Raw genomic sequence first — 25,058 nt, forward strand, 5'->3', positions numbered from 1 at the left:
GTTCCGGCCGCGGCTAGCCGGCGGCCACCGGTAGCCGCACCTCGAAGCGCGCCCCGGTGGACAGGTTGCGTGCAGACAGCGTGCCGCGGTGCGCCCTGACCAAACCGGACGCGATCGCCAGGCCCAGCCCGGATCCGCTGGGCAGTGACGAATCCGATCGCGGCACACGGTCATTGGATCCCCGGTAGGCAACATCGAACACCCGCGGCAGATCGGTGGGGGAGATTCCCACCCCGGTGTCGTCCACCCGCACCCAGGCTCCATCGTCATCGGTGCCCATCGACAGCGACACCTTCCCGCCGGCGGGGGTATGCGCGATCGCGTTGGCCACCAGATTGGACAGCACCCGCACCAGCGCCCGATCACTTCCGATGACTCGCACCGGTGCGGACGGAAGGTCAACCTCAAGTGCCACCCCCGCGCGTTCGGCGGCGGCGTGGTGGATCTTGCGCACGTCGTCGACGACCTCATCGAGAGCCACCCGCTCGTAGGGTGCCGTCACCGCGCCGGCGTTGATCTTGGAGATCTCGAACAGATCGTTGACCATCTCGGAGAGCCGAATGCTCTCCTGCTCGATGCGTTTAGCCTGCGAGCGTGCCTCGTCACCGGTGACGACACCGTCTGCGATCGCCTCCGACAGCGCCCGGATCGCAGCCAGCGGGGTGCGCAGATCGTGGCTGACGAAGGCGACCAGTTGCCGGCGGGACTGCTCGGCCGTTCGCTCGACCTCCTGGATCTCCTGCTCCCACACCGTTCGGCGGGCCTGGTAGCGCGCCAGCATCACCGCGGCGGGCAGTGTCACAATCGCCACGATCACCAGCACAAGTGCCACAGCGTGGAAGGTTCCGCCGGTCATGAAGCGACTGGCGAAGAAGACCCCGGCGAATGTTGCGAGGGTGGGTATCAGTACCAGCACAACCATGCTCAGCGTCAGTGACCAGGACCGCGCCAGCCGGATTACCAAACCACCGAGTAGCACCACCGGAAGGGAGCCCCCCAGTGCCAGCAGCCCCAGCTGCATCAGATCATGCGGTGTCAGCGTCGCCCTGCCACAGATAACCGCGGCCCCAGATCGTCTGAACGCGGTGGTGGTCGCCGAGTTTGGAGCGCAGCCGTTTGACATGCACGGTGACCGTTGACAGGTCGCCGAAATCCCAGTTCCACACCCGCTGCAACAACTCCTCTCGGGAGAACACCGCATCGGTATGGGTCAGGAAGAACAGCAGCAGATCGAACTCCCGGTTGGTCAGCCCGACCGGCTGGCCGGCGACGGTGACGGAGCGGGCTGCGGTCGACACCGCCAGTTCACCCACGGCGATCTCCAGCGGCAGGGTCGACGGCGTGGCCGGCGACCGGCGCAGTACCGACTTGACCCGTAGCGCCAATTCGCGCGGGCTGAACGGCTTTGTCAGGTAGTCGTCGGCACCGGCTTCCAGGCCGGCGATCCGGTCATCCTCCTCGCCGAGGGCGGTCAGAAGTATGACGGGAATGCTGTAGTCGCCGCTCTGGCGCAAGGTCCGGCACAGGGACAGACCGCTGGGACCGGGCATCATCACGTCGAGAACCGCGAGGTCGATCCGCTCGGTGCCCAGGACGCGCAACGCCTCGCTGCCGTCGCCGGCCACCCGGACTTCGAGTCCGTCACGTTCCAGGTAGCGCCGGACGACGTCACGCACCACCGCGTCGTCATCAGCGATCAGCACCCGCGGCGTCATGTTCGCGAGCCTAGTGCCTGGCCGGTGTTCACCCGTAACGCTCGCGCAACGCCTGGCGGTCCAGCTTGCCGATACCACGCCGGGGTAGTTCGCCGACGATATGTATCTCGCGCGGCGCGGCTGTGCGGTCCAGTGACCGGGCCACGAAATCCCTGAGCTCATCGAGGGTCGGGACCGTGCCGGACGGCACCACCGCAGCCACCACCCGCTCTCCCAGCCGATCGTCGGTAACTCCGAACACCGCGCACTCGGCTACCGACGGGTGCCGGGACAGCACCGCCTCCACCGCGGCGGGCAGCACGGTCAGGCCGCCGGTGCTGATCGCCTCGTCGGCCCGGCCCAGCACGGTGAGTAACCCCGAATCATCAAGGGCGCCAATGTCGTCAGTGCAAAACCAACCGGACTCGGCGAACGGGTCGGGGTCCGTCGGGTTGCGGTATCCCTTGGCCAGGGTCGCGCCGCCGATTGCGATCCGGTCCGAGTCGATGCGCACCTCGACCCCGTCCAGTGGCAGGCCGTCATAGACGCAGCCTCCGGCAGTTTCGCTGGAGCCATAGGTGCGCACTACCGAGATTCCGGTCTCTGCCGCCGCGGCCAGGACCGGCTGCGGAGCCGGTCCGCCGCCGAGCAGCACAGCGTCGAGTTCGGCCAGGGCGGCGGCAGCGGCGGGCTCCGCCAGTGCTTTGGCCAGTTGTGCGGCCACCAGCGAGGTATACCGGCGCCCCGAGCCCATCTCGCTGATGGCTGCGGGCAATTCTGCGGGTTCGAAACCCTCGGACAGGTCGAGTTCAACCGGAACCGTGCCGGCCAGTGCACTGCGGACCAGCACCTGCATCCCGGCGATGTGGTGGGCCGGCAGAGCCAGCAGCCAGGTGCCCGGCCCGCCCAACCGGTCGTGGGTCGCCGATGCGCTGGCGATCAGGGCGGCCGGAGTCAGCATTGCGCCCTTGGGCTTTCCGGTGGTCCCGGACGTGGGGATCACCAGGGCGATATCGTCGTCGATCTCCTCACCGACCCGCAGCGCTCGGGTCAGCAGTTCACTCTCCCGGAAGTCCCCGGACGGGATCGGCACCAGCGGGGTTTCCCGGCCATCCAGTACGCCCTCAAGCGCCGCCAGCAGTGATAACGCCGACGGACCAGGGGGAATTGCGAGCGCGCGCAGGGTGGTGATCCCGGACTTCCTTTCGGTGATGGCCGGACCCAACGATATCGGGCGCGGGGCGCCCAAGCAGAAAACCGAGGTAACCCTGGCCGCCATCCTTGCAGGTGGTGGAGGTCGTGCGATCAGGTCAGCGGCTGTCCCGGCGCAACGGGTGGTCCTCGGGGATCTGCACGAAGATCAGGGTGATCCCATCCGGATCGATGATGTGCATCTCATGCAGGCCCCACGGTTCGCGTCGGGCCTCGCGGGTGATCGTGAGGCCGCGGTCGCGTAGCTCACCCTGAGTCTGGTAGAGGTCGCGTACCTGCAGCCACAGGGCCCCAGGGAATGGGCCACCGGAGAATGAGGTCGGTTCACCGTGGCCGGCCAGTTCGATCAACGACTGTCCGGCGAAAAAGACCGTCCCGCCGGGGTATTCGCGAGCGATCGCCAGGCCCAGACGGTCACGGTAGAAACGGACCGATCGGTCATAGTCCGCGGGCCGGAACAACACCCGGCTGGATAGGATCTCCATCGTCAGTTCGGCTGCACGCGTTGACGTTTCAGCATCCCGTTGAGGACGCCGGGTGCAAGCACATCGATGGCCCGCGCGGCAACCCCGAACCGCGGGGCGATCCGCACCGGGCGGCGGCGGGCGGCGTCGATCATCCACTGCGCCGCTTCTGCGGAACTCAACGCGGGCATCCCGTCGTACTCCTTGGTCGGAGCGATCATCGGGGTGGCCACCAGCGGATAATAGAGCGTTGTGGAGTGCACCCCGTGGCGTGACCACTCTGTCTCGATGACCCGGCTGACCGCACTCAACGCGGCCTTGGAAGCGTTGTAGACGCTGAACAGCGGGGAGGCTTCGCTGAGCACACCCCAGGTGGCCACGTTGATGATGTGACCGTCGCCCCGTTCGATCATCCCGGGAGCCAGTCCGCGGATAAGTCGCAGTGGGGAGAAGTAGTTGAGACCCATGGTCCGTTCGACGTCATGCCAACGGTCCAGCGAGTCGGCAAGCGGCCTGCGGATCGAACGGCCCGCGTTGTTCACCAGGATGTCCACTCCGCCGAAGCGCCGCTCGACGGTATCGGCGAGGGCGTCGACAGCATCGAGATCGGACAGGTCGCAGGGCAGCGCGGTCGCGATGCCGCCATTGCCGGAGATCCTGGTCGCGACGTTCTCGAGAAGATCGATCCGACGGGCCACAATGATCACTTCTGCGCCTTCGGCCGCGAACGCCTCGGCGCCGGCCTCACCGATGCCCGATGAGGCGCCGGTGATCAGTACTCGCCTGCCCCGCAGGGGAATTCGGGTACGTGACGGCATGCTCAGCGGTGGTCGCATGCCGGCCAGTGCGATGGCTTCGGTCAGTTTTCGGCGCCGGGATTTCATAGCGCCAGTCCGTGATCGCGCAGCGCGGCGATAAGTCCGGTGCGCCGGTCATCGGTGTGTAACGGATCGACCAGTGCGAACCCCATTCCCAGTGCTCGTGCACCGCCGTCGTTCTCCTCGCTGTCGCCGACCATCAGGGCGTCGGAGGCGTCCACCCCGAGTCGGGCCAGTGCGGTCTCGAAGATTCGCGGATCCGGTTTGACCGCGCCGACTTCGAAGGACAGCACGAAGTCATCCGGATCGGCGCCGAGATCAGCGAACGTCTCCCGGATGTCCCAGGCGATGTTGGACACCACCGCGGTTCTCACCCCGCGGTCACGCAGGCCCCGCAGCACCGCGGCGGTATCGGGGTAGGGCGTCCAGTGGGCCGGATCGATGACGCGCTGGTACAGCGTCTCGGCGTGCTCGTCACTGAGTCCGGAGATCTGGAGCACGTGCAGGTAGGCCTCCCGGTGCAGCACCGGGTCGAGGTCTCGGTGTGCCCAGGCATGGTGGGTGACATCGGCGGTCGGGTGGGTCAGCCTGTCCATCACCTCGGCACGCTGATCGGCGTCGAGGTCCATCCCACCGAACCACCGGTCGTCCTCGTTGAGACGAAACAGGGTTCCGGAGTAGTCGAACAGCACAGCGCGCGGAGCCACCGCGTCAGCCTACGGTCACCCGATCGTCATCCCACGGCCCGTCCGGCGCCCTCCCAGAACCTTGCCCGCACCGCCTTCTTATCCGGCTTGCCCAGTGCGGTCACCGGAACCGAGTCCACCACGATGACCTGCTTGGGCGACTGCACGGAGCCTTTGCGGTCCTTGACCGCCTCCTGGATCTCGGCGGTCACCCGGGCCACCGAATCCTCATCGGCGGGATGCTCGGGGCGCAGCACGATCACCGCGGTCACCGCCTCACCCCACTTCTCGTCCGGTGTGCCGATCACGCACACCTGCGCGACGGCGGGGTGCTCTGCGACGACGTCCTCCACCTCCCGGGGGAAGACGTTGAATCCGCCGGTGACGATCATGTCCTTCACCCGGTCGACGATGAACCAGAAGCCGTCCTCGTCCTCGCGCGCCATATCGCCGGTGTGCATCCATCCGTCCTTGAAGGTCTCAGCAGTGGCCTCCGGCAGTTTCCAGTAGCCGCCCGACAGCAGCGGACCGGACACGCAGATCTCACCGACTTCGCCACGGGGCACCGGTTTTCCGTCGGCGCCGAGCAGAGCCGTACGGGCGAACAGGGTGGGACGCCCGCAGGATGTCAGTCGCTTCTCGTCGTGGTCGCCCTTGGCCAGGTAGGTGATCACCATCGGAGCCTCGGACTGCCCGTAGTACTGGGCGAAGATCGGCCCGAACCTGCTGATCGCCTCGGCCAGTCGGACCGGGTTCATCGCTGAGGCGCGTAGTACACCGTTTCCAGCGATGACAGATCGCGGGTATGTGAGTCGGGATGGTCCATCAGTGCGTAGATCATCGACGGCACCAGCATGGTGGCGGTGATGCGACGCTCCTCGATGGTCTTGAGCACCTCGGCGGGGTCGAACTTGGGCAACACGATCATCTCGCCGCCCTTGACGATCGTCGGCACGAAGAACGCCGCACCGGCGTGCGAGAGCGGCGTGCACATCAGGAACCGCGGATTCTCCGGCCATTCCCATTCGGCCAGCTGCACGGTGGTCATGGTGAGGATCGAACTCACCGTCCCCATCACGCCCTTGGGCTTGCCGGTGGTGCCGCCGGTGTAGGTCAGGCCGCCGATGTGGTCGGGCGGTAGATCCGCCGCCGCCAGGGTCGTGGCCGGGTACTTGGCCGCTTCGGCGATCAGATCCACCCCGACCTCGGCCAGTTCGGCCGGCACCGGTCCCAGTGTCAGGATCTTGGTCAGCGACCCCACCTTGGCCAGCAATCCCAGCGCGCGCTCGACGAACATCGGGTTCGGATCGATGATCAGCGCGGTCGCCTCGGCGTCGGCGAGCACGTAGGCATGGTCGTCGAGCGAGCCCAGCGGGTGTAGCGCGGTGCGCCGGTAGCCCTGGGTCTGGCCTGCGCCGATGATCATCAGCACTTCGGGCCGGTTCAGCGAGAGCAGGCCGACGGTCGCGCCGCTACCGGCGCCGAGCGCCTCGAACGCCTGGATGTACTGGCTGATCCGGTCCGCCAGTTCGCCCCCGGTCAGTGTGGTGTCCCCGAGGAACAGCACAGGTGAGTTCCGGTGGCGTTTGAGCGCACCGACGGTCAAATGACCCGAGTGCACGGGATGGCGTAACAGGTCCTGGCTCATGACCACAGATTAGAACGTGTTCCAGTTCCTCGGAAGGCATCGGAGCGCACGCCTTCGTAAGGCCTGAGGAATCAACTTCGGGGTTGACTGGAACCGTCCACTGATCGGGCGATGCGTGGCACCCTGTGGGGTATGTCGCAACCACCCGAACCGCGCTTCCTTGACGACCGGCTGGCCTACTGGGCGAAGGCCAAGCCCGACGCGGAGGCCATCTCCTACCTCGGCCGCAGCTTCACCTGGGCGCAGTTGGACGACCGGGTGCGACGGCTGGCCGGGGCGCTGGCAGAACGCGGTGTCGGTCGCGGCGATGTGGTGGCCTTCCTGGACAAGAACCACCCGGCCTGCATCGAGGTCACGCTGGCCGCGGCCTCCCTGGGCGCGGCGACCGCGATCATCAACTTCCGACTGGCTGGTGCCGAGACCGACTACGTGCTCAACGACTCCGGCGCCAAGCTGTTGATCGTCGGCGCCGAACTCGCCGACGGTATCGACGCGATCCGCGACCGGATCCCGGGTGTCGAGCACATCATCGAAGTCACCCCCGAGGGAGTGGACGGCGACCAGTACGAGGCGATGCTGGCCGCCGCGACCCCGCGTGGCCGCGGAGCCGACGTCACACCGGAGGATGTCTGCGTCATCATGTATTCCTCCGGCACCACCGGAAACCCCAAGGGCATCAGGCTCACTCAGGCCAACCTGATCGCCCACACCCTCAATGCCGGCACCTTCGAGTTCGATGCCGATGACAAGAACATGGTGTCGATGCCGCTGTTCCACGTGGGCGGATCCTCGTATGCCCAGTTCGGTATCCACGCCGGCATCCCCAGCATCATGACCCGCGAGGTCGACGGCGCCTCTCTTGCCGGAGCGATGCTGGCAGGGGCCACCCGCACCTTCCTGGTGCCCGCGGTGCTGGCCAAGGTGATGGAGATGGGCCCCGATGCCATCAAGCTGTTCAACCAGTTGCGCACCTTCGTCTACGGGGCGGCACCCATGCCGCCTGCGCTGTTGCGGACCGCCCTCGAGGAGTTTCCCAACACCGACTTCGTCCAGGTGTACGGACTGACCGAGGTGTGCGGCGCCATCACCCAGCTGTCGCCGGAGGCACATCGCGACGACTCTCGGCCGGAGCGGCTCACCAGTGCCGGCCAGCCCGCGCGTGGGGTCGAAGTGAAGGTGGTCAATCCCGACACCCTCGACGACGTCGCGCCCGGCGAGCCTGGGGAATTGTGGTTCCGCACACCGCAGTTGATGCAGGGTTACCACAACAAGCCGGATGCCACCCGGGAGGCCATCACCGATGACGGCTGGTTCCGCACCGGCGATATCGGCCGCGTTGACGACGGCGGGTTCGTGTTCGTCGAGGACAGGCTCAAGGACATGATCATCTCCGGTGGCGAGAACATCTACTCGGTGGAGGTGGAGCGGGCGCTCACCGACCACCCGGCGGTCACCGATGCCGCGGTGTTCGGCATTCCCGATGAGAAGTGGGGGGAGTCGGTGAAAGCCGTCGTGGAGTTGGCCGACGGACAGCAGACGTCACCCGAAGAGCTGGTCGCCTGGTGCCGGGAGCGGCTGGCCGGCTACAAGTGCCCGCGCAGCGTCGAGATCATGGCAGAGCTGCCACGTAACCCCACCGGCAAACTGCTCAAGAAGGATCTGCGAAAGCCCTACTGGGAGAATCGCGACCGCGCGATCTGATGATCGCTGATTCGTCGTGATCCCGGCGCTCGACGATCTGCTCGACCGGCTGTATGTCGTGGCACTGCCGATGCGGGTGCGGTTCCGCGGCATCACAGTGCGCGAGGTGGCGTTGATCGACGGTCCCGCCGGCTGGGGTGAGTTCGGGGCGTTCCTGGAGTACGAGGCGCCGGAGGCGGCTCACTGGCTGGCCTCCGGTATCGAATCCGCCTACGGGACAATGCCTGTGCCAGTGCGTGATTCGATACCGATCAATGCCACCGTGCCTGCGATCACGCCGGATCGGGTGCCCGAGGTGCTGGCCAGGTTCCCGGGTTCGACTACAGCGAAGGTCAAGGTCGCCGAGCCGGGGCAGACGTTGGCCGACGATGTGGCCAGGGTCGAGGCGGTGCGGGCGTTGATCCCGACCGTACGGGTGGACGCCAATGGCGGGTGGACGGTGGCCGAGGCGGTGACGGCGGCGCGGGCGCTGACCGCCGGCGGTGACCTGGAGTACCTCGAACAGCCGTGCCGCAGCACAGGCGAGCTGGCCGAGGTGCGCCGGCTGATCGACGTTCCGGTGGCCGCCGACGAGAGCATCCGCAAGGCGTCGGACCCGCTGGCCGTGGTGCGGGCCGACGCCGCCGATATCGCTGTGCTCAAGGTGGCCCCGCTGGGCGGGGTGCGGGCCATGCTGGATATCGCCGGTCAGATCGACATCCCGGTGGTCGTCTCCAGCGCACTGGACTCCGCGGTCGGCATCGCGGCGGGGGTGGCGGCGGCCGCGGCCCTGCCCGCCCTGGCATACGCGTGCGGGCTGGGAACCGGCGGCCTGTTCGTGGAGGACGTCATCGAGCCGGGCCTGACCCCGGTCGATGGCCGATTGGCGGTGGCCCCGGTCGCTCCTGACCCGGCCCGGCTGGCCGGTCTGGCCGTGCCGGGCGACCGCCGTGACTGGTGGGTGACCAGGGTGCAAGACTGTTGGTCATGGCTCAGATAACCCTGCGTGGAAACCCCATCAACACCGTCGGCGATCTCCCGGCCGTGGGATCGTCGGCCCCGGCGTTCGCTCTGACCGGAACCGATCTCGGAACTGTCAGCCTCGCGCAGTTCAGCGGGAAACCGGTGCTGCTGAACATCTTCCCCTCGGTGGACACCCCGGTCTGCGCATCGAGTGTCCGCAAGTTCAACGAGCAGGCCGCGGCGCGCGGGCTGACGGTGCTGTGCGTGTCGAAGGATCTGCCGTTCGCGTTGAGCCGGTTCTGCGGTGCCGAGGGCATCGAGAACGTCATCTCCGCGTCGGCGTTCCGGGACAGCTTCGGTGAGGACTACGGGGTGACCATCACCGACGGCCCGATGGCCGGACTGCTCGGGCGTGCGGTTGTGGTGATCGGCGCCGATGGGAAGGTCGCCTACACCGAGCTGGTCGGCGAGATCGCCCAGGAACCCGACTACGACGCCGCGCTGGCCGCCGGCTAGCCACCCCGCGTGACCAACCTGGCCTACAACGACAGCGGGTCCGGTGATCCTGTGCTGTTCATCTCCGGCACCGGCGGCGGTGGGCGGACCTGGCACATCCACCAGGTCCCGGCATTCCTGGAAGCCGGCTACCGCTGCATCACCTTCGACAACCGCGGTATCGGCGAGACCGAAAACGCCGACGGCTTCTCCACCGCGCAGATGGTGGCCGACACCGCCGAACTGATCGATGCGGTGGTCGGCGGTCCGGTCCGGTTGGTCGCGATGTCGATGGGGGCCTTCATTGCCCAGGAACTGATGCTGGTCCGCCCCGAACTCGTGCACCAGGCGGTGCTGATGGGCACTCGCGGCCGACTGGACGACACCCGCAAGACTTTCCGGGCCGCCGACTTCGCGCTGGCCGACGCGAACGTGGAGATTCCGTCCGCCTACGCGGCCAAGGTGCGGGTGCTGGAGAACTTCTCACCGAAGACCATCAATTCCCCGGCGATCGGGGAGTGGCTGGAGGTCTTCGCCGCATTCCCGCTGCGGCGTACCCCCGGGTGGCGTGCCCAGTTGACGGTGGCCCCCACCGAGAACCGGCTGCCGGCTTACCGCTCAATCTCCACCGAGACACTGGTGATCGGTTTCGGCGACGACATCATCACCCCGCCGGCGCTGGGCAAAGAGGTCGGTGAGGCGCTGGTCAACGGCCGCTACATCCAAATCGCCAATGCCGGGCACCTCGGCTTCCTGGAGCGCCCGGACGCCGTCAACCGGGCGATCCTGGAATTCTTCGCCGGCACCCTCATATGACACCCTGAGAGGGTGAACCCCTCGACGGCTCAGGCACGGGTCGTCGTCGACGAACTCGTTCGCGGCGGCGTGCGCGACGTCGTGCTCTGCCCCGGGTCGCGTAACGCCCCGCTGGCCTTCGCCCTGTCCGACGCAGACCGGGCCGGCAGGTTGCGTCTGCATGTGCGCATCGACGAGCGCACCGCCGGGTTCCTTGCTATCGGTCTGTCGCTGGGCAGTGGCCGTCCGGTGCCGATCGCGATGACCTCGGGCACCGCCGTGGCCAACATTGGTCCGGCTGTGGTGGAGTCCAATTACGCCCGAGTTCCGCTGATCATCCTGAGCGCGAACCGCCCCTACGAATTACTGGGCACCGGCGCCAACCAGACCATGGAGCAACTGGGGTACTTCGGCACCCAGGTGCGTGCGGCGATCAGTCTGGGGCTGGCGGAGAGTGCGCCGCAGAGTTTGGACGCTCACAACGCATCGCGGCGATTCGATGCGCAAAACGCATCGTGGCGCTCAGTCACCTCCCGGGTTTTGGCCGCTGCCACCGGTGCCCGAACTGCCAACTCCGGTCCCGTCCAGTTCGACATCCCGCTCCGCGAACCCCTTGTGCCCGAGGTTGATTCGGATCCCGCTGATGTTCTACCGGGCCGGCCTGACGGCAAGCCTTGGACCTACGTCCCGCCGGTGAGTTTCGACCAGCCGCTGGCGATCGACCTGACACCGGACACCGTCGTTGTGGCCGGACACGGCGCCGGCGTGCATCCGAACCTGGCGCACCTGCCGACGATCGCCGAGCCCACCGCCCCGCACGCGGCCAACCCGTTGCATCCTCTGGCGCTGAACACCGTTCGACCCCAGCAGGTGATCATGCTGGGCCGTCCGACCCTGCACCGGGGTGTCTCGGCTCTGCTGGCTGACCCGGCGGTGCCGGTGTTCGCGCTGACCACCGGTCCACGCTGGCCCGATGTATCGGGCAATTCCGAGGCCACCGGCACTCGTGCGGAGACCGTCGGTACCCCCGACCCGGACTGGATCGCGCGCTGTGCCGCGGCGAATGAGAATGCCTTGGCCGCGGTGCGGGGACAACTGGCGGAGTACCCGCTGGCCACTGGCCTGCATGTCGCGGCGGCAGTGGCCGCCGCGTTGCGCCCCGGCGACCAGTTGGTGCTCGGCGCCTCCAATCCGGTTCGCGACATGGCCCTGGTCGGGCTGAACACCGACGGGGTCGCAGTGCGCTCCAACCGCGGGGTCGCCGGTATCGACGGCACGGTGTCGACGGCCATCGGCGCAGCACTGGCCTACGACGGCCGGACGATCGCTCTGCTCGGAGATCTGACCTTCGTGCACGACGCATCGGGCCTGTTGATCGGGCCCACCGAGCCGGTTCCGCGCAACCTCACGATCGTGGTGTCCAATGACAACGGCGGCGGTATCTTCGAGTTGCTCGAGCAGGGCGACCCGCGGTTCTCGGATGTCTCATCGCGCATCTTCGGCACCCCCCATGACGTCGATGTCGGCGCCCTCTGCCGTGCCTATCACGTCGACTCCCGGCAGGTCGAGGTCGACGGACTCGGACTCGCACTCGATGAACCGCACGACGGTATCCGGGTACTCGAGGTCAAGGCCGACCGATCCACGTTGCGGCAGCTGCACGCCGCCATCAGAGCGGCGCTGTGATCAGCTCGGTTATCGGGTGGCTGCGATCGATACTGCAAGCCGCGCTACCGCTGCGCGACCCCGGCCTGACGGATAGCCCGCGGCGAAAAGCGTTGCGCTGGGCCAAGAGTGGAGTATGGATCCTGATGGGCATCGTCACCCTTCAGTCAGTCCTACTGGTTGCCGGAGCGTGGCGCAACGACCGGCAGATCGAGCGGCACATGGGCGTTGCGGAAGCAGAAGTGCTCTCCGCCGGGCCCCGTCGGTCCACCGTCGAGTACGTCACCCCCGAGCGTGTGACCTACCGGCCCGAACTGGGTGTGCTCTACCCGTCAGAGTTGGCCACCGGAATGCGCATCTACGTCGAATACGACAAGAGCAATCCGAATCTCGTTCGCGTGCAGGATCGCAACGCGGCGCTGGCCATCATCCCGGCCGGATCCATCGCCGTAGCCGGCTGGTTGGCGGGCAGCATCGTGCTAGCCGGGCTGGTGCGGGCCGAACAACGCTCGCCCGGGTCGGCATCTGTCTGAAACATGATGTTCACCTGAATCTTTCCTGGGAGGTCTTCTCCCCGGGCTGATTGCGGTGGAAGATGGTGTGCAGGGCAAAGGGGCCATCTCGCACAAGTGCTTTCGCGCTGGTGAATACCAGCTGAGAACGTGGGGAGCGAAACCCAATGAACGAAAATGCATTCCGACAGGACCTCAACGGATTCGCCATCGAGTTACGCAAGCTGGCCTACACCATGCCTGCGGGGCACGAGGACCGGCTGATCCGGCTCAGCGAACAGATGGTCCAGCATGCCCGCCAGGTGGGGATTCGCATGTCGTCCGATACCGCCTGAGGCGGTAACGTCAGGCGGGTGAGCCGCGCTTCCCTGGACAAAGACCCACACGATGTCGCGTCCATGTTCGACGGTGTGGCGCGCCGCTACGACATCACCAACACGGTGCTGTCGGCCGGGCAGGACCGCTCCTGGCGACGGGCCACTCGGGCGGCGCTGGGAGCGGGCCCGGGGGATCGGGTACTGGATCTCGCCGCGGGCACGGCGGTGTCGACCGTCGAACTGGAGAAGTCCGGAGCCTGGTGTGTGGCCGCCGACTTCTCGGTGGGCATGCTCCGTGCCGGCGCCGGCCGGCCGGTGCCGAAGGTCGCTGCCGATGCCACCCGACTGCCGTTCGCCGACGATGTCTTCGACGCGGTGACCATCAGCTTCGGCCTGCGTAACGTCGTCGACAACGTCGCCGGTCTTCGCGAGATGGCCCGGGTCACCAAACCGGGCGGACGGCTGGTGGTCTGCGAGTTCTCCACGCCCACCGTGCCGGTGTTCTCCACCATCTACAAGGAATATCTGATGCGGGCCCTGCCGCGGGTGGCCACCGCGGTGTCGAGCAACCCGGAGGCCTACGTCTACCTGGCCGAGTCCATCCGGGCCTGGCCCGATCAGCCCGCGCTGGCCCGCCGGATTGAGGGGGCCGGCTGGGCCGAAGTGCGTTGGCGCAATCTCACCGGCGGCATCGTCGCCCTGCACTCCGCCGTCAAGCCCGGCTGAGCCGAGCTCGCGCAAGTCGGCGCGCAAACAAGCGGTGAGCGCACGAAACCGCGCCGAATCAGTCGGCAGAACTAGCAGAACGGCTTTCGGCGATCCACCATCCGGGAGCCGGCTCCGGCGCCGCGCCACAGCCGGGCCACCCAGTCGGCATCCTCATCGGTCACCAGGTTCCCCATCACGCGCACCGCGATGTCCATCAGCACCGACGAACGCATGCCGATCGGACCGGCCATTGGCAGAAACCGCGGCATCGCCAGCAGCAGCCCCAGTCGTCGGGCCACCGAGAAACCCCGCCCGTAGTGCGCCTGCAGCAGCGCCGGCCACGCCCCCTGCAGATCATCGGAACCCAGTATTTCCACGGCGAGCCGACCGGTCTCGAGCCCGTAGTCGATGCCCTCACCGTTGAGTGGGTTGACGCACGCGGCGGCGTCGCCGATCAGCAGCCAGTTCGGCCCGGCCACCCCCGACACCGCCCCACCCATCGGCAGCAGCGCGGAGGACACCGCCCGCGGCGCGCCCTGGAATCCCCACTCGTCCCGCTTCAACTCGGCGTAATGCTTGATCAGTGGCCGTAGTGCGACGTCGGCGGGCCGCTTCGCGGTCGCAAGTGCGCCGACGCCGATATTCACCTCGCCATTGCCCAGCGGGAAGATCCAGCCGTAGCCGGGCAGGACCTGACCATCAGGCGACCGCAGCTCCAGATCCGAGGAGATCCACTCCTCGGACGCCCGCGGCGATGACAGGTATCCACGGGCCGCCACCCCATACACGGTCTCCCGATGCCACTGCCGTCCCAGCGTCCGGCCGAGCGTCGAACGGGCGCCATCGGCGACGATCAGCCACCGGCACGACACCCGCCGGCCGTCGGCGAGCGTTACCGCCGAAACCCGGCCCGTCGTGTCCCGGACCACCCCGACCGCCTTGGTACCCAGCAGCATCCCCGCGCCGGCCCCCTCTGCGGCCTTGCGCACCCGGTCGTCGAGTTCGGTTCTGGGCACCGCAGAGCTGACCGGCGGGAAAGACGGTCCCGGCCAGGGCACCTGAACGGAGGCGCCGAACCCGGCGAGCCGCAGACCGTGGTGGCGAATCCGGCCGTCCAGCCAGTCACCCAGGCCCAGTAGCCGCAGTTCGGCGATCGCGCGGGGGGTCAGACCGTCACCGCAGGCCTTGTCCCGGGGGAATTCGGAGGCATCGACCACCAGGACCTGCCAGCCCGCCCGGGCCGCCCAGGCTGCTGCCGAGGAGCCGGCCGGTCCGGCGCCCACAACGACCAGTTCAGCCCCGAGGGCCGGTGCTCCCGACCACCGACCTACCTCAGCTGACAGCTCGTTCATGCCCTTCAGTATGTTGTGAGGGTGCGGACACCGGCCAGCGTGGTAGCAGGCGTCGACTTCGGCGACCCGGCCTTCGCCCAGAATGTCCGCGATGGTGTGGCCCGCGTCGAGGATCTGATCGCCGATGAACTGCGGTCCGGGGACGAGCTGATGACCGAGGTCGCGCTGCACCTGTTCGAGGCCGGCGGCAAGCGGTTCCGCCCGCTGTTTACCGTGCTGTCAGCGCATGTCGGTCCGGATCCGGATGCCTGGCAGGTCACCATTGCGGGCGCCGTCATCGAACTCGTACATCTGGCCACGCTTTACCACGACGACGTGATGGACGAGGCCAAGGTTCGCCGCGGCGCTGAATCGGCAAATGCCCGCTGGGGCAATAACATTGCGATCTTGGCAGGCGACTATCTTTTTGCGTCGGCCTCGAAATTGGTGTCGCGGCTCGGCCCCGACGCGGTGCGCATCATCGCCGAGACGTTCGCCCAGTTGGTCACCGGGCAGATGCGCGAGACCAAGGGTGCCCCATCGGGCGCAGACCCCATCTCGCACTACCTGAAAGTCGTCGCTGAGAAGACGGCCTGCCTGATCGCCGCCTCCGGACGGCTGGGTGGAACGTTCGCAGGGGCCACCGATGACCAGGTGGAGCGGCTGGCCCAGATCGGTGAGATCGTCGGCACTGTGTTCCAGATCTCTGACGACATCATCGACATCGAGGCCGAACCCGATGACTCCGGCAAGTTGCCCGGTACCGACCTGCGGGAGGGTGTGCACACGCTGCCTGTGCTGTTCGCCCTACAGGAGACCGGACCGGCCGCCGACCGGCTGCGCGAGTTGCTCAAGGGTCCGATCGAGGATGACGCCGCGGTCTCCGAAGCGCTGAAGCTGCTGCGTGCCTCGGGTGGGATCGCCGCCGCCAAGGAGACTGTTGCGCAGTACGCGGCCCAGGCTCGCGCGGAACTCGACGGTCTGCCGGAGGGGCCGGGGCGGCGCGCGCTGGCTTCGCTGGTGGATTACACGGTCAACAGACACGGCTGAGCGGGTCCGGAACCTCATTGCTCCGGCGGGCGTTAATCTGCCGGGGAATCTGTACAGAAGGAGACGTAATGACCTGGCATCCGACCGCTAACCGGTTGAAGACGTTTTTTCTGCTCGCAGGTATGTCGGCGCTGATCGTCTTCGTCGGCTCGCTGTTCGGGCGGAATGTGATGTTCCTGGCCCTGCTGATGGCCCTGGGTATGAACGCCTACGTCTATTTCAACAGCGACAAGCTCGCGCTGAAGTCCATGCAGGCCCAGCCGATCACCGAGGTGCAGGCCCCGCAGATCTACGCCATCGTGCGGGAGCTTTCAACTGCCGCACACCAGCCCATGCCCCGGCTCTACATCAGTGACACGGCCAACCCGAACGCGTTTGCCACCGGCCGCAACCCGCGCAACGCTGCGGTGTGTTGCACCACCGGCATCCTGAATCTGCTCAACGAACGCGAACTGCGCGCCGTGCTGGGCCACGAGCTGTCACACGTCTACAACCGGGACATCCTCATCTCCTGTGTCGCCGGCGCGCTTGCTTCCGTCATCACTTATCTCGCCAATATGGCGATGTTCACCGGGGCGTTCAGCGGTGGAGGAAACCGGCAGGGTGGACCGAATCCGCTTGCGCTGATGCTCGTTTCGCTGCTGGGTCCATTCGCGGCCGGGGTGATTCGGATGGCGGTGTCGCGCTCACGGGAGTACCAGGCCGACGAGTCCGGCGCCGAACTTTCCGGCGACCCGCTGGCCCTGGCATCCGCGCTGCGTAAGATCAGCGGCGGCGTCGAGGCCGCCCCGCTTCCGCCAACTCCGCAGATCGCCGACCAGGCGCACCTGATGATCGCCAGTCCGTTCCGGTCCGGCGAGAAGATCGGCAATCTGTTCTCTACGCATCCGCCCATCCAGGATCGGATCGCGCGACTTGAGAAGATGGCGCAGGGCTAGTTCGCCGGCGTGCTCGCCGACGGCGCTTTGGTGCGGCTGCCGTTGTGATTGCCCGGCTTGATGGCGTTGTTGACGACTCCGCCGATTGCACTCACCACCGAGCTGACAGCATCCTTGACCACGTCCACCGGGTTGGTGATGCTCGGCGACGGAAGCTGTAGCGGGTTACCGCTGACCAATCCGGTCGTGCCGGGGGCGTAATCGGCAGGCGGGCTGGTGACGATGACCCGGGGACGGATGGTGCTGGCGCTGATCTCAGGCGCCGCCTCGGCCGCGGGCTCGGTCGCCTCAGCAGGGGCCTCGGTGGCGGGCGCGGCTTCGCTGTTGGGCGCGGCCACTGCCGCAGCCGCCATGGGCGCGGGTGCCGGAGCCTGCGGGAAGATGTTCTGCAGCTGGGCGGGCAGAGCGTTTACGACGGTTTTGTAAGCGACGAGCGTCGTGTCGTTGATCTTCTGAACCAGGGCGACGACACCGTCGGGGTAGGTCACCGTGGTGACGTTGGTGACGGGATCGGTCAGGCAGCTGACCGATCCACTGCAGTCGATGCGGCCCTGCGCGTCGACCACCGGCTTGTTGGGCAGAGCCAGCGACTGGTCAGAAATCCGGGCCGACGCTGCCGTGGTGGTGGGGAAGACCCGTAACTCTGAGGAACCCGGCCCTGCGCCTGGCTCGAACGACACCTGGAACGGGCCCGGCTTGGCTGTCGCCCCGGTCGTGTTCAGCAGTGTGGCCAGTTCGGTAGCGTCCGAGGAGCCGTCGCCGATGGCCAGGACTCCGGACTGACTTTCGGCGGAGGAGGCCCCGAACAGACCCAGCGGACCGCCGAAATTCGCATGCACGAATCCGTCGGTGGTCTGCCCAGAAGTGGCCAGCAGCATCAGTCCGCCAGCAACGCCCACAGCCGTAGCGCCGATGCGCGCCGCCTGCCTCGCTCGCCAGTTCACTGCCGTCTGCCTTCCCGCTCCGGTCCTCAGGGATTCTCTAAGACTCTCTTAGCTTAAGCCTACCTGCTCCGGACGCAAATCAATGGGCGCACGTCGCGGCGTTCGGTACCTTGTTGTAATGGTGAAGCTGGATATCAACGGTGCCATAGTGGCTGTAGTTGCCAGTGTGGCGACAATTTTGGCTGCTCCGGGCATCTCCCGAGCCGATCCGGAACCCGCGCCAGCGCCACCGCCACTGCCCAACGTCAACGCTTACACCCCCATCAGTCCGGTCGACTACACCGTGAACAACGGTCAGTGGTACGCCTTCGCCGGGCCGGCCGGGATCACCTGCATTCTCAACCGAGCAAACGGTGATTACGGGTGCAGTGGACCGCTGCCCGGGGCTCCCGACGGAGCAAACTTGGTCAGTGCCGGTCCCATCGGTGCGCCGACCTTCTCCGTAACTCCGGCGCCACTGTTCGGCGGCGTCGGTCCGGCCAGGTCGCTGCCACCCAACACCCGGCTAAGCTTCCGCGAGGTCAGTTGCGGGGTAGACGGCGCCGGTGTGGTGGCGTGCGTGAACAGCCACGATCAGGTGGGCTTCGTCATCGGCCCGGCAGGAACCTTCATCAATGCCGTCATGCCACTGCTGGATCGGCCCGAGGGCACCAGCCCGTATATCAGCGGCTTTCCGGGGCGCTGAGCCTTCAGAATCGGGTGCCGTCGACCTCGTGGCCGGGCTTTTCCGCCATCAGGCCCTTGTAGGCGTCCTCGACCGTCGCGCCGTGGTTGATCACCGCGTCGACCTCTCGTGCGATCGGCATGTTGATGCCGTACTTCTCCGCGAACTCCATGATCACGCTGGCGGCCTTGACGCCTTCGGCGACCTGATTCATCCCGGCGAGGATCTCGCCGATGGGCTTGCCTGAGCCCAGTGCCTCGCCGACGCTGCGGTTTCGGCTGCGTTGCGAGGTGCAGGTGACGATCAGGTCGCCCATGCCGGCCAGGCCGGAGAAGGTATCGCGCTGACCGCCGATGGCCTCGCCGAGTTTGGACATCTCCCGGACCGCGCGGGTCATCACCATGGCGCGGGTGTTTTCACCTATGCCTAGTGAATAACCCATGCCGGTAGCGATGGCGTACACGTTCTTCAGCGCACCTGCGATCTCGACGCCGGCGACGTCATCGGTGGTGTAGGTGCGAAAACGCTTGGTGCGGAACAGGTCTGCGAGATTGGCAGCCAGGTTGCGGTCCGGCATGGCCAGCACCGCGGCTGCCGCGTAACCCTCGGCGACCTCCTTGGCGATATTCGGTCCGGCCAGAATGCCGGCCGGGTGGCCCGGCAACACCTCTTCGACGATCTGGCTCATCCGCATATTGGTGCCCTGCTCAAGCCCCTTGACCAGGCTGACCACCGGCACCCACGGGCGAAGTTCCTTGCTGAGTTCGCCCAGTACGCCGCGGAACCCGTGTGAGGGCACACCCATGACGATCACATCGGCGCAACGCGCGGCCTCGGCGAAATCGTTCGTCGCACGCAGTTTCTCCGGGAGTTCGACGTCATCGCCCAGGTACTGCGAGTTGCGGTGGTTGGAGTTGATGTCCTCGGCGGTCTCCGCGGAGCGGACCCACTGCACCGTCGGGCCCCGGCGGGCGCAGATGGATGCGACGGTGGTCCCCCAGGACCCACCGCCGAGAACGACGACTTGCGGTTCACGGCGATCAGGTGTCATGGCGATAAAAGTAGTGGGACGACGCCGGGCGCACGGCGACTTTCCGAAACCGGAGTGGGTGCTACCCGACGAGTTGCGCCGGGGTCTTCACCCGTCCGAACACCATGTCCTCTTCGATTTTGTCGAGGAAACGGAAGTCGATGGCGTCGGCGAGGAAATCCTGACGCACCACCCAGGGCCGCCTGGTGCTGGATTTGGGCAGCGCGTGCGGGTTGCGCTTGACGTAACCGGCTTGCAGATCCCAGGAGGGCTTCTCCACCGGCGACGGCCCCTTCAGGTGCGGATAGGCATGGGTGTAACCGTGGTCGTTCATGTACTCGATCAGTTTGGCCGACGCCCGCGCAGTCATATCGGCACGCAGCGTCCATGAGGCGTTGGTGTACCCGATGCACCAGAACAGGTTGGGCACGTCGTCGAGCATGTGTGCCTTGTAGGAGAACCGGTCCTGCGGCTTGACCTCTGTGCCGTCGACGCTCACCCGCACACCGCCGAGGGCCTGCAGTTGCAGGCCGGTCGCCTTGACGATGATGTCCGCATCGAGGTGGCCGCCCGAGGTCAGCTTCACCCCGCCTGCGTCGACATGGTCGATGTGATCGGTGACGACCTCGAGTGTGCCCTTGGAGATCTCCTCGAACACATCACCGTCGGCCACCAGGCACATGCGCTCGTCCCACGGGTTGTAGCGCGGCTTGAAGTCGACATCGACCGGATAGCCCGCCGGCAGCTTGCTGACGTTCTGCCACCGGACGAACTTGCGCACCCCGTTGGGGAAGCTGCGGGCGATCACCCACATGACCTTCTCGAACGTCACGGCGTACCCGCGAATTGCGTTGTAGGAGGCCTTGTTCGGCAGTATTTTGCGTAACAGACTGAATACCGGGTTGACCCGGGAAATGGAGAACAGGTAGCCCGGTGAGCGCTGCAGCATGGTGACGCGTGCGGCCTTGCGGGCAAGCGCGGGCACCATCGAGACAGCGGTGGCGCCGGAGCCGATGACGACTATTTTCTTCCCGGTGTAGTCCAGATCGTCCGGCCAGTGCTGTGCGTGGATCACCTGGCCGGCGAAGTTCGCCATGCCCGGAATGTCGGGGCTGTAGGGCTCGTCATAGTTGTAATAGCCGGAGCCGAAGAACACGAAGCGGCTGCGGTAGCGCCTGGTCTCGCCGTTCTCGGTGACGTGGACGGTCCAGGTGTCGGTGGCCGAGTCCCAGTCCGCGGAGCGCACGTGGGTGCCGAAGTGGATGTTCGGCAGGATGCCGTGCTTACGGGCTGTGTCCTCCATGTAGTCACGGATCTGATTGCCGTCGGCGACGTACTCCTTGCCGCGCCACGGCTCCCACGGCCAACTGAGGGCGAAGATCGAGGAGTCCGAGCGCACGCCCGGATAGCGGAACAGGTCCCAGGTGCCCCCGATGCGCTCGCGCCGTTCGAGGACCACGTAACGGGTGGCCGGATTGTTCTGGCCGAGGTGATAAGCGGCGCCGATTCCGGAGATGCCCGCGCCGATGATCACGACGTCATAGGTGCCGCCGTCCTGTTCGGCAGTGCGGGTGGCTTCGTCCGGGGTGACGGTCATCGCGGTCCTCCGAGTGGGCGTACGTATGTGACGTAACCCACCTTATGACCAGAGCGGGATCAGCGGTAGTTCACGAACTGCAGTGCGACTTCGAGGTCGGCACCCTTGAGCAATGCCTGAACGGCCTGCAGGTCGTCGCGACTCTTGGAGCTCACCCGGATCTCCTCGCCCTGAATCTGGGTCTTGACGTTCTTGGGGCCCTCATCGCGGATCAGCTTGGTGACCTTCTTGGCGTTCTCACTGGTGATGCCTTCTTTGATGGTTCCGTTGACCTTGTAGGTCTTGCCACTGGCCTGCGGTTCGCCGGCGTCGAAGGCCTTCATCGAGATGTCCCGCCGGATCAGCTTCTCCTTGAACACCTCTACAGCGGCCTTGGCGCGCTCTTCGGTGGAGGAGACGATCTCGATGGCCTCATCGCCCTTCCAGGCGATGGTGGTGTCGGTGCCGCGGAAGTCGAAGCGGGTGCTCAGTTCCTTGGCCGCCTGGTTCAATGCATTGTCGACCTCCTGGCGATCGACCTTGCTGACGATGTCGAAGCTTGAATCAGCCACTTTCGCTGCTCTCCTCGGGGGGCTGGGGCCGGTTTATGTCAGAGGTACATCCTCGTTGTACCCTGCTACTCGCGCCAAGCCGGCTATTTCGGTTTGTCCACGGCAGGTTGCCCGAGCGGCCAATGGGAGCGGACTGTAAATCCGTCGGCGAAAGCCTACACAGGTTCGAATCCTGTACCTGCCACCATGCTCAGCGGCCTCTCGCAATAGGCTTCACGCTATGTCGAACAGCCACCATGTGAATCTTTCCCAGCAGGAAAACGCGTTGGTCGACGCGTCCGCTCCCGAATCGTTGGCGCGCATGGACGAAGCCGCGCTCAAGGATCTGCAGAGCCAACTCAGGAAAGCGCGGGATAAGAACTTCAGCCTGCTGCGGCGCGAAGGCGCGGCTCGGGTCCAGGCCGAAGGTGGCCGCGGTGCCGCCGAGCCTGCCAACGAGCGCCGCAATGACAAGGTTGCCGTCATCGATGAGGCACTGGCGAGGGTGAATACCCGCCTTGAGGATTCCCGCGACGGCAGTTAGCGGCGGCTGAGGCGCATGGTGTAGCTGTGACCGGACCGACTCCGACTGGATATTTGCTGGTCGGCGGGATCTGGCGAGGGCTTTTGCGCTTTGTGCTCATTTGCGGTAACCTACGCGGGTCATTTGCTGAGCAAGGTCGGGGATGGAAATGAGCACTGGGCGTTCAAGCAGCTACATCGGACGGGTCGGCGCCTTGGCTGTGCTCCTCGGAGTCGGCGGCGCAATCGCGGCTGCGATGCCGGCAACGGCGACTGCGGAGACCGGAACCACGGACTCCGGGTCGCGGCAGTCCCATGGCGCCCGCAGCGATACGCCTGACCAGACATCGACCGATGCGTCCGCCCCGTCGAGCCGCCGGAGCGGACTCGGTTCGGCCAAGCCCGGTAGCGCCGCCAGCGGATCGCCGAACCGGGCCAGCCATGCGCAGCGGCCGGTGGCCGCAGTACCGGCCCCCGCCCTCGCCGGCCCGAACACCCCATCTGGGCAGGCGTCCACCGATTCGGTTGCCGTGAAGATTGATTCGGCCGTGAGCCCCGCAGTCGACATTGCGGAAGCCTCACCAGCGATCGCCGTTGAGGCGATCGCCGCCGACACGGCCTCAGTCCCGGCGGCACCGGTGCTGACGGCCGTCTCACCTCGCGGGGCGGTATCGGGCGCGGGCGTCAACCCGCTGTCTTGGCTGGCTGGCGGCACCGATCCGGGTACGCCCGTCGCAGCGCCCTTGGCGTGGGCTGCACTGGCGGTCAGTCGTCGTGAAACCTCCGCCACGAGCACCGCCGCCCCTGCGGCAGCTGTCACCACCGCAGCGCCCGCAGCGGCGACGACCGGCCCACTGGCTGCCCCCGGAGTGAGCGCGGCGCTGCTCGGCGCGGCCAAGCAGATCGTCCTCGCGGTCGCCAGCGGCGGCAATATCGGCGTGGCATTGCAGGATGCGATGACCTCATTGATGGCCGACCCCGCGTATTCGGCAGTCACGCTGAGCGCCGTACTGGCCGACCCGGGTGCCGCTCAGGCCCTGGGACAGACCGCGAGTGACCTCGTCACCGGATTGGCCGCCGACTCGGCGGTACGGTCGGCGGTCAACTCGTGGATCAGCGGTTCCATCTCAACGGCACTGGCGGCGTATCCGGGCGCGTCGGGTCTCGCCACGACGGTCGCCAACGCCGCCGTCGGACTGCTTGCCGATCCGGCCGCCGCCAATGCTCTCGGTGCAGTGGCCAATACGTTCGTCACCAGCCTGCTCGGTCAGGCCGGTGTCTCGACCACCCTTACCGCTGTGGCCACGCAGCTGATCGCAGGACTTTCCGGAAGTGATGCGGCCGGTGCGGCGAATGCCGCGTGGAACACGCTGCAGACCGACGCGGGCTTCGTGTCCGGGTTCGGTGCCGCGGTCACCGCTGCGCTGACCACCGGTCTTTCCGACGCGGGTCTGGTCAACGGACTGGGTACGGCTGTCAGCACACTGATCTCCGGCGTGGCCGGCGACCCGACTCTGCAGTCGTTCGTGGTTGGGCAGATCACCAACTACATCGCGTCGGCGGGCACCGGCAGCCCGGTAGCCGGAGCTCTGGGCAGCGTCGTCACCGGCCTGGTCGCCAACCAGGTGATACTCAGCGGGCTGGCCGGCGCGGCCGGTTCGGCGGTCACCAGCTTCCTCGGCCAGTCCGGTGTCGCGGCACTGCTGGCCGGCGCTGCCGGCCAAGCCGCCACCGCACTGGTGGCGGGTGTCTCTCCGACCGCGGTTTTGCAGGCGGCTGTTGTTGGGCTGCAAGGTAATCCGGTGTTCAATTCTGCGGTGGCAGCCTCTGTCGGCACCGCTGTGAGCACTCTGCTCGGCAACTCCGCGGTCATCAACGCCCTCGCACTGGCCGCCTCCTCAGTGGTCAGTGGTCTGGCGACTGATCCGGGCATCATCGCCTCCATCACCGATGCGATCCCCGAGCCGTACGGCGCGGCGATCCTCGGCATCCTGGCGGATCCGGCGGCCACCGCCCGACTTTCCGCGCTTGTCGGTTCATTGGTGAACGGCTTCGTTGCTCAGCAGGGAGTCGTTGCGGCGGTGTCCGACGCCGCCAGCCAGCTCGTCGCCTCGGCGCTGGCCGGAACGCCGGTGCCGGCGGCGCTGCAGGGCGTGCTCGCCTCGCTGCAGTCCGTCCCGGCCATCCAGGCCGCACTGGACAGCACCGTTTCCACCGCGTTGAGCGCCATCCTCGGGGACCCGGCGGTGCAGACGGTGGTCACCACGGTGACCGAGGGCGCTATCACCACCCTGATCAACGACGCCGCCAACACGCTGCCCCCGGTGGTGGGCGACGTGCTGATCGCCGCGGTCGATTCACTGGTGGGCAATGCTGCCGTTCAGGATTTGATCGGCAATATCGCCGGCGACGTGGTTGGCGGGGCGACGGTGAATGAATTGGCGCCGACGTTGATCGAATCAGTCATCACCCAGCCGGCGCTGCAGATCGCTCTCGGAGCTGCCGTGGGTCAGGGGATCGGCGCACTCTTCGGCGACAACCCGATCGGCTTCATCGTCGGCCAGGTGGCCGGGGTGGCCGCATCGATCGGCATCTTCATGGCTTCCGGGCTGGCCGGGTTGATCAACCTCTTCAACCCGGGCTTCATCACCTCACTGTTCGCAGGTCTGGTCAGCCCGGCTGCCAGCGTCTACCGGGTCGACCAGAACTCCAGCCTGGTGCTGCTGACCGTCTAGTTCGCGGGTTGTCGCGCGTTACCTGCGCAATCCGGGTTTACTGGCCCCACGTTGTTTCCG

24 protein-coding genes, 1 tRNA gene and 1 pseudogene are annotated in these 25,058 nt (G+C 66.7%); 14 read left to right on the top strand and 12 right to left on the bottom strand.

The window, feature by feature from the left end:
* Positions 1–13 precede the first annotated feature (13 nt).
* The 7 genes and pseudogenes from ACR2JI_RS04405 to fadD8 form a co-directional block, all read right to left on the bottom strand.
* Positions 14–1,021, bottom strand: a complete 1,008-nt coding sequence (locus tag ACR2JI_RS04405) for a sensor histidine kinase (protein WP_526388423.1) — start codon at positions 1,019–1,021, stop codon at positions 14–16.
* Between the two features lie 4 nt (positions 1,022–1,025).
* The gene (locus ACR2JI_RS04410) at positions 1,026–1,715 is read right to left on the bottom strand and encodes a response regulator transcription factor (RefSeq protein WP_526388425.1); all 690 of its coding nucleotides are present in this window, start codon (positions 1,713–1,715) and stop codon (positions 1,026–1,028) included.
* Between the two features lie 28 nt (positions 1,716–1,743).
* On the bottom strand, positions 1,744–2,832 hold the full coding sequence (gene menE, locus ACR2JI_RS04415) for an o-succinylbenzoate--CoA ligase (RefSeq protein ID WP_526388539.1): 1,089 nt from the start codon (positions 2,830–2,832) through the stop codon (positions 1,744–1,746).
* 172 nt (positions 2,833–3,004) lie between these two features.
* Positions 3,005–3,391, bottom strand: a complete 387-nt coding sequence (locus ACR2JI_RS04420) for a VOC family protein (protein WP_526388427.1) — start codon at positions 3,389–3,391, stop codon at positions 3,005–3,007.
* A gap of 2 nt (positions 3,392–3,393) precedes the next feature.
* The gene (locus tag ACR2JI_RS04425) at positions 3,394–4,254 is read right to left on the bottom strand and encodes an SDR family oxidoreductase (protein WP_526388429.1); all 861 of its coding nucleotides are present in this window, start codon (positions 4,252–4,254) and stop codon (positions 3,394–3,396) included.
* Complete coding sequence (locus tag ACR2JI_RS04430) at positions 4,251–4,895, bottom strand: HAD family hydrolase (RefSeq protein WP_526388431.1); 645 nt, start codon at positions 4,893–4,895, stop codon at positions 4,251–4,253. The genes ACR2JI_RS04425 and ACR2JI_RS04430 overlap by 4 nt, the downstream gene beginning before the upstream one ends.
* Positions 4,896–4,921: 26 nt before the next feature.
* Positions 4,922–6,522, bottom strand: a pseudogene (gene fadD8, locus ACR2JI_RS04435) (fatty-acid--CoA ligase FadD8).
* Positions 6,523–6,654: 132 nt separating this feature from the next.
* On the opposite strand from fadD8, the gene ACR2JI_RS04440 reads away from it, so the two are divergent.
* The 8 genes from ACR2JI_RS04440 (at position 6,655) to ACR2JI_RS04475 (ending at position 13,675) form a co-directional block, all read left to right on the top strand.
* The gene (locus ACR2JI_RS04440; RefSeq protein ID WP_526388433.1) at positions 6,655–8,223 is read left to right on the top strand and encodes a long-chain-fatty-acid--CoA ligase; all 1,569 of its coding nucleotides are present in this window, start codon (positions 6,655–6,657) and stop codon (positions 8,221–8,223) included.
* 16 nt (positions 8,224–8,239) lie between these two features.
* Positions 8,240–9,202 carry an o-succinylbenzoate synthase gene (locus tag ACR2JI_RS04445; RefSeq protein WP_526388435.1) on the top strand — a complete coding sequence of 321 codons (963 nt, stop codon included), beginning with the start codon at positions 8,240–8,242 and terminating at the stop codon, positions 9,200–9,202.
* Positions 9,190–9,681 carry a thiol peroxidase gene (tpx, locus tag ACR2JI_RS04450; protein WP_526388437.1) on the top strand — a complete coding sequence of 164 codons (492 nt, stop codon included), beginning with the start codon at positions 9,190–9,192 and terminating at the stop codon, positions 9,679–9,681. Before ACR2JI_RS04445 ends, tpx begins: the two co-directional genes overlap by 13 nt.
* Positions 9,682–9,690: 9 nt before the next feature.
* Positions 9,691–10,476: an alpha/beta fold hydrolase gene (locus ACR2JI_RS04455; protein ID WP_526388439.1), complete on the top strand. Its 786-nt coding sequence runs from the start codon at positions 9,691–9,693 to the stop codon at positions 10,474–10,476.
* Positions 10,477–10,488: 12 nt separating this feature from the next.
* Positions 10,489–12,141 (top strand): 2-succinyl-5-enolpyruvyl-6-hydroxy-3-cyclohexene-1-carboxylic-acid synthase, encoded by a 1,653-nt coding sequence (menD, locus tag ACR2JI_RS04460; protein ID WP_526388441.1) that lies wholly within the window; start codon positions 10,489–10,491, stop codon positions 12,139–12,141.
* A 29-nt stretch (positions 12,142–12,170) separates the two neighbouring features.
* Positions 12,171–12,653: a DUF3592 domain-containing protein gene (locus ACR2JI_RS04465; protein WP_526388541.1), complete on the top strand. Its 483-nt coding sequence runs from the start codon at positions 12,171–12,173 to the stop codon at positions 12,651–12,653.
* 146 nt (positions 12,654–12,799) lie between these two features.
* Positions 12,800–12,967 (top strand): hypothetical protein, encoded by a 168-nt coding sequence (locus ACR2JI_RS04470; protein WP_526388443.1) that lies wholly within the window; start codon positions 12,800–12,802, stop codon positions 12,965–12,967.
* A gap of 18 nt (positions 12,968–12,985) precedes the next feature.
* Positions 12,986–13,675, top strand: a complete 690-nt coding sequence (locus ACR2JI_RS04475; RefSeq protein WP_526388445.1) for a demethylmenaquinone methyltransferase — start codon at positions 12,986–12,988, stop codon at positions 13,673–13,675.
* A gap of 71 nt (positions 13,676–13,746) precedes the next feature.
* Here the strand turns inward: ACR2JI_RS04475 and menJ are convergent, their stop codons facing one another.
* Positions 13,747–15,009: a menaquinone reductase MenJ gene (gene menJ / locus ACR2JI_RS04480; protein WP_526388447.1), complete on the bottom strand. Its 1,263-nt coding sequence runs from the start codon at positions 15,007–15,009 to the stop codon at positions 13,747–13,749.
* A gap of 21 nt (positions 15,010–15,030) precedes the next feature.
* On the opposite strand from menJ, the gene grcC1 reads away from it, so the two are divergent.
* Together grcC1 and htpX are read left to right on the top strand one after the other, a co-directional pair.
* Positions 15,031–16,038, top strand: a complete 1,008-nt coding sequence (grcC1, locus tag ACR2JI_RS04485; protein WP_526388449.1) for a nonaprenyl/(2E,6E)-farnesyl/geranylgeranyl diphosphat synthase — start codon at positions 15,031–15,033, stop codon at positions 16,036–16,038.
* A gap of 68 nt (positions 16,039–16,106) precedes the next feature.
* A complete protein-coding gene (htpX, locus tag ACR2JI_RS04490; RefSeq protein ID WP_526388451.1) occupies positions 16,107–16,976 on the top strand; it encodes a zinc metalloprotease HtpX in 870 nt (289 codons plus the stop codon).
* On the opposite strand, the gene ACR2JI_RS04495 is transcribed toward htpX, so the two are convergent.
* Positions 16,973–17,875 (bottom strand): hypothetical protein, encoded by a 903-nt coding sequence (locus ACR2JI_RS04495; RefSeq protein WP_526388453.1) that lies wholly within the window; start codon positions 17,873–17,875, stop codon positions 16,973–16,975. The two genes, htpX and ACR2JI_RS04495, sit on opposite strands and share 4 nt — an antisense overlap.
* A 163-nt stretch (positions 17,876–18,038) precedes the next feature.
* Between ACR2JI_RS04495 and ACR2JI_RS04500 the strand changes: the two genes are divergently transcribed.
* Complete coding sequence (locus ACR2JI_RS04500; RefSeq protein WP_526388455.1) at positions 18,039–18,605, top strand: hypothetical protein; 567 nt, start codon at positions 18,039–18,041, stop codon at positions 18,603–18,605.
* A 4-nt stretch (positions 18,606–18,609) separates the two neighbouring features.
* Here the strand turns inward: ACR2JI_RS04500 and ACR2JI_RS04505 are convergent, their stop codons facing one another.
* The 3 genes from ACR2JI_RS04505 to ACR2JI_RS04515 form a co-directional block, all read right to left on the bottom strand.
* Positions 18,610–19,635 (bottom strand): NAD(P)H-dependent glycerol-3-phosphate dehydrogenase, encoded by a 1,026-nt coding sequence (locus tag ACR2JI_RS04505; protein WP_526388457.1) that lies wholly within the window; start codon positions 19,633–19,635, stop codon positions 18,610–18,612.
* A gap of 61 nt (positions 19,636–19,696) precedes the next feature.
* Complete coding sequence (locus ACR2JI_RS04510) at positions 19,697–21,211, bottom strand: flavin-containing monooxygenase (RefSeq protein WP_526388459.1); 1,515 nt, start codon at positions 21,209–21,211, stop codon at positions 19,697–19,699.
* Positions 21,212–21,270: 59 nt separating this feature from the next.
* Entirely contained in the window at positions 21,271–21,762 is a 492-nt protein-coding gene (locus ACR2JI_RS04515; RefSeq protein ID WP_526388461.1) for a YajQ family cyclic di-GMP-binding protein, read from the bottom strand.
* Positions 21,763–21,863: 101 nt separating this feature from the next.
* Here ACR2JI_RS04515 and ACR2JI_RS04520 point away from each other — a divergent pair.
* From ACR2JI_RS04520 to ACR2JI_RS04530, 3 genes are all read left to right on the top strand, one after another.
* Positions 21,864–21,949 (top strand) — tRNA-Tyr (locus ACR2JI_RS04520).
* A 33-nt stretch (positions 21,950–21,982) separates the two neighbouring features.
* Positions 21,983–22,285 (top strand): hypothetical protein, encoded by a 303-nt coding sequence (locus tag ACR2JI_RS04525; protein WP_526388463.1) that lies wholly within the window; start codon positions 21,983–21,985, stop codon positions 22,283–22,285.
* A gap of 148 nt (positions 22,286–22,433) precedes the next feature.
* Complete coding sequence (locus tag ACR2JI_RS04530) at positions 22,434–24,998, top strand: beta strand repeat-containing protein (protein ID WP_526388465.1); 2,565 nt, start codon at positions 22,434–22,436, stop codon at positions 24,996–24,998.
* The last annotated feature ends 60 nt before the right edge of the window (positions 24,999–25,058 follow it).

The sequence above is a fragment of the Mycobacterium sp. genome, assembly GCF_051006775.1.
In the GTDB taxonomy this organism is placed as follows: domain Bacteria; phylum Actinomycetota; class Actinomycetes; order Mycobacteriales; family Mycobacteriaceae; genus Mycobacterium.

Coding starts and splice junctions, on each gene's coding strand:
- ACR2JI_RS04405 (WP_526388423.1), bottom strand. CDS start 1,021: ATGCAGCTGGGGCTGCTGGCACTGGGGGGCTCCCTTCCGGTGGTGCTA.
- ACR2JI_RS04410 (WP_526388425.1), bottom strand. CDS start 1,715: ATGACGCCGCGGGTGCTGATCGCTGATGACGACGCGGTGGTGCGTGAC.
- ACR2JI_RS04420 (WP_526388427.1), bottom strand. CDS start 3,391: ATGGAGATCCTATCCAGCCGGGTGTTGTTCCGGCCCGCGGACTATGAC.
- ACR2JI_RS04425 (WP_526388429.1), bottom strand. CDS start 4,254: ATGAAATCCCGGCGCCGAAAACTGACCGAAGCCATCGCACTGGCCGGC.
- ACR2JI_RS04440 (WP_526388433.1), top strand. CDS start 6,655: ATGTCGCAACCACCCGAACCGCGCTTCCTTGACGACCGGCTGGCCTAC.
- tpx (WP_526388437.1), top strand. CDS start 9,190: ATGGCTCAGATAACCCTGCGTGGAAACCCCATCAACACCGTCGGCGAT.
- ACR2JI_RS04470 (WP_526388443.1), top strand. CDS start 12,800: ATGAACGAAAATGCATTCCGACAGGACCTCAACGGATTCGCCATCGAG.
- menJ (WP_526388447.1), bottom strand. CDS start 15,009: ATGAACGAGCTGTCAGCTGAGGTAGGTCGGTGGTCGGGAGCACCGGCC.
- htpX (WP_526388451.1), top strand. CDS start 16,107: ATGACCTGGCATCCGACCGCTAACCGGTTGAAGACGTTTTTTCTGCTC.
- ACR2JI_RS04500 (WP_526388455.1), top strand. CDS start 18,039: ATGGTGAAGCTGGATATCAACGGTGCCATAGTGGCTGTAGTTGCCAGT.
- ACR2JI_RS04505 (WP_526388457.1), bottom strand. CDS start 19,635: ATGACACCTGATCGCCGTGAACCGCAAGTCGTCGTTCTCGGCGGTGGG.
- ACR2JI_RS04510 (WP_526388459.1), bottom strand. CDS start 21,211: ATGACCGTCACCCCGGACGAAGCCACCCGCACTGCCGAACAGGACGGC.
- ACR2JI_RS04525 (WP_526388463.1), top strand. CDS start 21,983: ATGTCGAACAGCCACCATGTGAATCTTTCCCAGCAGGAAAACGCGTTG.
- ACR2JI_RS04530 (WP_526388465.1), top strand. CDS start 22,434: ATGAGCACTGGGCGTTCAAGCAGCTACATCGGACGGGTCGGCGCCTTG.